The sequence below is a fragment of the Synechococcus sp. OH2 genome, assembly GCF_047462155.1.
Lineage (GTDB): Bacteria > Cyanobacteriota > Cyanobacteriia > Thermostichales > Thermostichaceae > Thermostichus.
The window spans coordinates 23,300-30,404 of the sequence record NZ_JANSIR010000001.1 but is presented as its reverse complement, the minus strand read 5'-3'; the positions used below and the strand labels follow the sequence as shown (position 1 = coordinate 30,404).

The 7,105-nt window shown below is 57.8% G+C and carries 5 protein-coding genes; 2 read left to right on the top strand and 3 right to left on the bottom strand.

Annotated elements, in window-relative coordinates:
* On the top strand, positions 1-701 hold a 701-nt coding region (locus tag NW835_RS00150; protein ID WP_414414201.1), incomplete at its 5' end, for a tetratricopeptide repeat protein.
* Between the two features lie 54 nt (positions 702-755).
* Here the strand turns inward: NW835_RS00150 and NW835_RS00145 are convergent.
* From NW835_RS00145 to selD, 3 genes are all read right to left on the bottom strand, one after another.
* The gene (locus NW835_RS00145; protein ID WP_414414200.1) at positions 756-1,862 is read right to left on the bottom strand and encodes an ABC transporter permease; all 1,107 of its coding nucleotides are present in this window, start codon (positions 1,860-1,862) and stop codon (positions 756-758) included.
* 115 nt (positions 1,863-1,977) lie between these two features.
* On the bottom strand, positions 1,978-2,478 hold the full coding sequence (locus NW835_RS00140) for a hypothetical protein (protein ID WP_414414199.1): 501 nt from the start codon (positions 2,476-2,478) through the stop codon (positions 1,978-1,980).
* A 119-nt stretch (positions 2,479-2,597) separates the two neighbouring features.
* Positions 2,598-3,662 (bottom strand): selenide, water dikinase SelD, encoded by a 1,065-nt coding sequence (selD, locus tag NW835_RS00135; RefSeq protein ID WP_414414198.1) that lies wholly within the window; start codon positions 3,660-3,662, stop codon positions 2,598-2,600.
* A gap of 113 nt (positions 3,663-3,775) precedes the next feature.
* Here selD and NW835_RS00130 point away from each other — a divergent pair.
* Positions 3,776-7,105, top strand: a 3,330-nt coding sequence (locus tag NW835_RS00130; protein ID WP_414414197.1) for a DNA polymerase III subunit alpha, incomplete at its 3' end; no start/stop codon positions are given.

The following is a 7,105-nucleotide window of genomic DNA, read 5'->3' as shown; positions in this document are numbered from 1 at the left end:
AATTCCAAGCCCCCAAACCTCCCGGCACCCTTGCAGAACTGAAGCAACCCCCTTCTGAACCGCCGGAGCGCAAGACCATTCCCTTGCCCCAGCCGATCCCACACCCAACCCCACCGGCATCCTCTCCGGATCAGCCGGTTTGGGTCTACAAGCCCGCCCCCATTGACCCCAAAAGCATCAGCCGTCAAACGCCCCTTCGATCTCAAGCCGCGGAGCCTGCCCCTTCCCCTCAACAATCGGCGGAGAGGAGCAACTATCTGCCGGTTCAACACGCCCCGGATTTACAAAACCCGCAGCAGGGATCCCCCTTCCTGCGGCGGCTGAACCAACTGCATCGCCAGTTTAAGGATCGGCCCACGGCGGAGCTGGCTCTGCAACTGGCGGAAGCCTACGACGAGCAGAAGAACTTCAAAGAGGCCCAGCGCTACTACCGAGAGGTGTTGGATCTGGATGATTCCTGGCTGTTGCGACCAATGGTGCAGGAGCGCCTGGAAGAGCTGCAGCAACTGCAGGAGCAGGGTTCTTTGGCGGATCCCTCGGCCCAAAGTTTGCTCAAGCTGGCCGAGAAGTTGGAGCAGGAGGGGGAAATTGCCCGGGCCGAGCAAGTTTACCGCCAGATCCTAAAAATGAATGCCACCTTGGATGTTTATGCTAAGGCTCGCAAGGGGCTAAATCGGCTCTATCCGGACGGAAAGCGGTGAACGGCAGACCCTCGCATCTCCCCTGAACCGTCACAATTCGGAAGCAGCTTCTCCTCAAAATGGATCCCGCGGGTCGAGGGCATCTCGCAGACCATCCCCCAGCAAGTTAAAAGACAAAGAGGTGAGCACCACCATCAGGGTGGGGGCTAGCACCAGCCAAGGCTGCAGAATGATTACCGAAGCATTGGTGGCCAGCGACAGCATATTTCCCCAAGACGCATCCGGCTGTTGGATCCCCAGGCCGATCAAGCTCAGCACCGACTCCGCCACGATGTAGCCGGGCACCGCCAAGGTTGCCGAGATCACCACGTAGGTGGTGGTCTGAGGCAGAATATGCCGCACCAGCAGATACAGGGATCCGGCCCCGGCCACCCGCGCCGCCTGCACAAAGTCTCGCTCCCGCAAGGACAGCACCTGGCCCCGAATGACCCTGGCCAAGCCCGCCCAACCCACAAAAGAGAGGATGGCCACAATCACCAAAAAGCGCTCGGCATTGCTGAAGGGCACGCCGGTCAGCGGGTTCACCTGCAACACCGCCGCCAGCGACACCAGCAAATACAGGGTTGGGATCGACATCAACACCTCAGTCAGCCGCATCAGCAGCGTATCCACCCAGCCGCCGAAGTAGCCGGATATGGCCCCCACCAGCAGGCCGATGGGAAAAGAGATGCCGATGCCCACCAGGCCAACAAACAGGCTGACGCGCCCGCCATAGACCAGACGGCTGAAGTAGTCGCGGCCCTGATCATCCGTGCCCAGCAGGTGCAGCCGCGCTACCGGCAGCCCTTCCTCTGGCCGCAGGGGGACGGTGCCGAACAAATGTCGATCCCAGGGGATCAGCCCCAGCCAACGGTAAGGGGTGCCGACCACAAACAGGCGGATCCCGGCGGGACGGCTGCTATCCACCAAAAGCGGACGTTCGCCCGTTTCCAGATCCACCGGCCCCTGGCGGGTGGGGTAAACGTGGGGCCCCAGCCAAGCGCCCGACTCATCCCACAAGTGAATGGCGGTGGGGGGCAAAAGGGATCCCCCTGGCTGCGATTCCAGCGGGCTGTAGGGGGCAACAAACTCGGCAAAAATGGCGCAGACGTAGAAAAAAACGAGAATGTAGGCTCCCACTTGAGCCCAGCGATTTTGGCGCAGCCGTTTCCACCACTGCATGAGGCCAGGGTTCCGGTTGGGCGAGTTGCCAGAACGAAGTTGGCTTTTAGTGTAGCTAAGCTTTGGGGTTATTTCGAAGACACTGCCCACGCCGTCCAATCTTGAACGGATCCCCCTAGCCGGCCAGGGAATAGCTGCGGCTGCAGGGGGCCATCATTTCCATCCGAGCTGCGGCGATGGTCTGCGGCAGCACCCCCACCAGCCGCGCCAAAATGTCATCCGGCAACTGCTTGACCAACTCCGCAGAGAAAAACTCCTCCAAGCTAAAGAGCAAAATCCGCGCCCGCTGGGCCGGCAAAGGATTATCGGTGATCTGCTGCAACCAGCGCATCCAGTGCAGCCGCTTGGTATAGGCGTTTTGCCGCTCTTGATAGCCCTGAGGATGCAACAGAGCCACATCCCCAATCGGGATCACGCTGCTCGACTCCACATCCAAGGGCCCCCCCACCGCAGCGCCCGGCCCGGCAAACTCGGCATGAAACGTCTTGCAGATGATCAAGGCGTTGTGCCGCTGCGGATCCACCATCAGCAATTGGCCGCTGCTGAGGCTGCGAATCAGTTGACCTGGCTCAACCCACTGAACCAGGCTATGGCTGTTGGGAGAGGGCTCGTTCATACCTCTTTAAGATATCTCAGCTCCCCTTCCCCTTACATGAGATCTTCAACTTTCGCAGCTCTGCTTGACCAAATCTTCATAGATTGGGGGGAGAGGGCCAAACGTGGCCTTCCCCCAAGCTACTGGCGGGGGGTTTGGATCTCGCCGACAACCCGAATGGCGATCCCTTCGCCGGCCTGGCAGCGGCCAATGCGGCGAGCATAGGAGTAGCCGGCGCTGTGGAGCTCTTGCAAAAGCTCTGCGGTGAAGGCGGGATCCACCGCCAGCAGTAAGCCGCCGCTGGTTTGCGGATCCGCCAAGAGCAACTGCTGGCACTCCGGTAGAGAGTCGGCCTCTACGCCTTCATAGCCTTGCCAGTTGCGGCGGGCTGCACCTGGGAAGATCCCCGCCTCCGCCAAGGAGAGGGCCTCGGGCAAAAAGGGAATGGCAGCCAAATCCAGCTCGGCGCTTACCCCTGAGCCACGACAGACCTCTAGCAAGTGTCCCAAGAGGCCAAACCCCGTTACATCGGTTAGGGCGTGAACCTGGGGTCGCCGCGCCAGTTGCGGGCCGATGCGGTTAAGCTGAGTCATCACCTGCAAAACCTCGGCGTAGCCCGCTGCGCTAAGCTGACCCTTTTTTAGGGCAGTGGTCATCACCCCGATCCCCAGCGGCTTGGTTAGGATGAGGTCGTCGCCGGGCTGAGCCGTGGCGTTGCGGCGGATGTGCTGCGGGTGGGCCAGGCCTGCCGCCACCAAGCCGAAGATGGGCTCGGGCGAATCGATGGAGTGCCCCCCGGCCAAAGGGATCCCGGCTTCCTGACAGATCTGGATTCCCCCGGCCATGATCTCCCGAATAGCCGACAGGGGCAGGGTGTTGACTGGCATGCCCAAAATGGCGAGGGCGAGAATGGGCCTACCCCCCATTGCGTAAACGTCAGAGAGGGCGTTGGCTGCGGCAATGCGGCCAAAATCCACCGGATCGTCCACGATGGGCATGAAAAAGTCGGTGGTTAGGATCAGGGCCTGCTCGTCGTTGAGTTGGTAGACGGCGGCATCGTCGCTCGTTTCAGCCCCCACCAACAGGGCCGGATCTGACCAAAGAAGAGGCAGCTCCTTAAGAATCTGCTGCAGCAGCGCCGGGGCAATTTTGCAGCCGCAGCCGCCGCCGTGGGAGTATTGGGTGAGGCGAAGGGGAGTCTCCATGCAAGCAAAGGGAGAAAACGTCGGCCTGACTTTACTGTAGCGGCAGCTGGCGGCAACTGGAAAAAGGGGCGCTGGGCTAAGGTTGAAGGGATCCCTCTACCCATAGCGTTGCCATGTCTTTTGTCCCCTTGCACTTGCACAGCGAGTACAGCCTTCTGGACGGGGCTAGCCAATTGCCGCGTTTGATTGAGCAGGTGGTGGCGATGGGTTTGCCAGGACTGGCCCTGACCGATCACGGCGTCATGTATGGGGCCATTGAGCTGGTGAAACTGTGTAAAAGCAAAGGGATCAAGCCGATTATTGGCAACGAGATGTATGTTATCAACGGCGATATTCGAGACAAAAGCCGCAAGTATCCCAAGTATCACCAAGTGGTTCTAGCCAAAAACACCCAGGGCTATAAAAACTTGGTGAAGCTAACCACTATTTCCCATCTCCACGGCGTTCAAGGCAAGGGGATCTTTGCTCGCCCCTGCATCAACAAAGAGTATTTGGCCCAATACAAAGAGGGGTTGATCGTGACCAGCGGCTGTCGAGCTGGGGAAGTGCCCCAGGCCATTTTGCAGGGGCGGCCAGAAATTGCCCGCCAGGTTGCCGCCTGGTATCAAGAACAGTTTGGAGACGATTACTACATTGAGATCCAGGATCACGGCTATCGAGAAGACCGCTTTGTCAATGTGCAATTGGTGCGCATTGCTCGCGAATTGGGGATCCCGATCATCCTCACCAATGATAGCCACTTCATCTCCTGCTGGGATGTGGAGGCCCACGATGCCCTGCTCTGCATCCAAACAGGCAAATCTCTCACCGAGAAAGATCGCCTTCGCTACAGTGGGACGGAATACCTGAAAAGCCCAGAAGAAATGCGCCGCCTCTGCCGCGACCACCTGGAGCAAGAGGTGATCGATGAAGCCATTGCCAACACCCTCAAGGTGCTGGAAAAGATCGAGGGCTACGACCTATTTGGGGAAATGCGCATGCCCGACTACCCGGTTCCACCGGGCCATTCTGCCGATAGCTATCTCACCGAATTGGCCTGGCAGGGGTTGGCAAAGCGCTGCGGCGTTGCCTATCCAGATCAGATTCCGGAAAACTATCAGGAGCGCCTGCGCTTTGAACTAAGCATCATCCAACAAAAAGGCTTCTCCAGCTATTTCCTGGTGGTTTGGGACTACATTCGCTATGCCCGCGAGCACGGGATCCCAGTAGGCCCAGGCCGCGGTTCGGCAGCCGGATCCCTGGTGGCCTATGCCCTGCAAATTACCAATATTGACCCCGTCAAATATGGGTTGCTCTTCGAGCGTTTTCTCAACCCAGAACGGCAATCGATGCCGGATATCGATACCGATTTCTGCATCGAGCGGCGGGGAGAGCTGATCGACTATGTAACCCGCAAGTATGGTCAAGAGCGAGTGGCCCAAATCATCACCTTTAACCGCATGACTTCCAAAGCTATTCTCAAAGATGTTGCCCGGGTGCTCGATATTCCCTATGCCGAAGCCGACAAAATGGCAAAGCTGATCCCGGTATCGCGGGGTAAGCCTGCCAAACTGGAGGAGATGATCGGCGAGAACACGCCGGCTCCAGAGTTCAAAGAAAAATACGAGAAAGACCCAACCACTCACCGCTGGATCGAGCTGGCCCGCCTGTTGGAAGGCACCAACAAAACCTTTGGGGTTCACGCTGCCGGTGTAGTTATTTCTAAGGATCCCTTGGATGAAATTGTGCCTTTGCAGTACAATAACGAAGGCCAAATCATTACCCAGTACTCGATGGAAGATATTGAGTCTCTGGGCCTGCTGAAGATGGACTTTTTGGGGCTGCGCAACCTGACGATGATCCAGCGGGCTGTGGAGCTGATTCGAGAGCACAGAGGGGTCACCATCGACCTGGATAACCTACCCTTGGATGACGAGAAAACCTACCAACTTTTGGAAAAGGGAGAGCTGGAAGGGATCTTCCAACTGGAATCTTCTGGGATGAAGCAGGTGGTGCGAGAGCTCAAGCCTTCCAACTTAGAAGACATTTCCTCGGTCTTGGCTCTTTACCGACCGGGGCCATTGGATACGGGCATGATCCCAGACTTTATCGATCGCAAACATGGCCGCAAGCCGGTAACCTATGCCCACGATCTCCTCAAGCCAATCCTTCAAGATACCTATGGCGCCATTCTCTACCAAGAACAGATCATGCGCATTGCCCAGGACATGGCCGGCTATACCCTGGGCCAGGCCGACCTGCTGCGGCGGGCGATGGGGAAAAAGAAAGTTTCCGAGATGGAGCAACAGCGAGAGCAATTCGTCCGGGGAGCTTTGGAGCGAGGTGTGGCCAAGGAAGTGGCCACGGAACTATTTGACCAGATGGTTGCTTTCGCCGAGTATTGCTTCAACAAATCCCACTCTACGGCCTATGGACTGATTACTTTCCAGACAGCCTATCTCAAGGCCAATTATCCAACAGAATACATGGCGGCGCTGCTTTCTTCTGTGGGAGGGGATCAAGATAAGGTGCAGCGCTATATCACCTATTGTCTGTCGATAGGGATCCAGATTCAACCGCCCGATATCAACCGCTCTGGGCTGGATTTTACCCCCCAAGGATCCAGCATTTTGTTTGGTCTAGGGGCGGTGAAGAATGTGGGTGAGGGGGCGATTCAAAACATCCTGGCTGCCCGCCAGGCGGGGGGCCCCTTCACCTCTTTGGCCGACTTTTGCCAGCGGGTGGATCTGCGCCTGGTTAACCGTCGCGCCATCGAGTCGCTGATCTGTGCAGGCGCTTTTGATTGTATTTCCCCCAACCGCAAGCAATTAATGGTGGATCTGGATCCCATTCTCACCTGGGCGACGGAGCGGGCCAAGTCCAAAGCCATTGGTCAAGCCAGCCTATTTGATTTGTTGGGCAGCGACAGCAGTGATGGCCAGGGATTTATGGAAGCGCCGCGGGGGCCTGCTACCGAAGATTTTCCAGCGCCAGAAAAGTTAAGGCTGGAACGGGAGCTGTTGGGTTTTTATGTTTCGGATCACCCGCTGCGGCGGATTCAAGAGCAGGCGCGCCTGTTGGCTCCCGTTAACCTCTCGGATTTGAGCGGCTACGCAGCCGAGACTTCTGTAGGCATTCTGGCCCTAGTGACCGCCATCAAAACCGTAACCACCAAGAAAGGGGATCGCATGGCCATTGTGCAACTGGAAGATCTCACCGGCAGTTGCGAAGCGGTGATCTTCCCCAAGACTTACGAACGTTTGCGCCATCGCCTGGAGGTGGATCAACGGCTATTGATCTGGGCCAAGGTGGATCAGCGGGATGAACAGGTGCAATTGATTGTCGAGGACTTGCAGCCAATTGAATCGGTGAGTTGGGTTACGGTGCAACTCCCTCTGGAGGCTGCCGGAACTGTAGAGGAGCGACACCGTCTGCAGGCGGTTCTTACCCGTCAACGCTCGGAA

What these genes read in the sequence shown, in the direction of transcription:
- NW835_RS00140 (WP_414414199.1), bottom strand. Translation starts at nt 2,478, where the DNA reads ATGAACGAGCCCTCTCCCAACAGCCATAGCCTGGTTCAGTGGGTTGAG.
- selD (WP_414414198.1), bottom strand. Translation starts at nt 3,662, where the DNA reads ATGGAGACTCCCCTTCGCCTCACCCAATACTCCCACGGCGGCGGCTGC.
- NW835_RS00145 (WP_414414200.1), bottom strand. Translation starts at nt 1,862, where the DNA reads ATGCAGTGGTGGAAACGGCTGCGCCAAAATCGCTGGGCTCAAGTGGGA.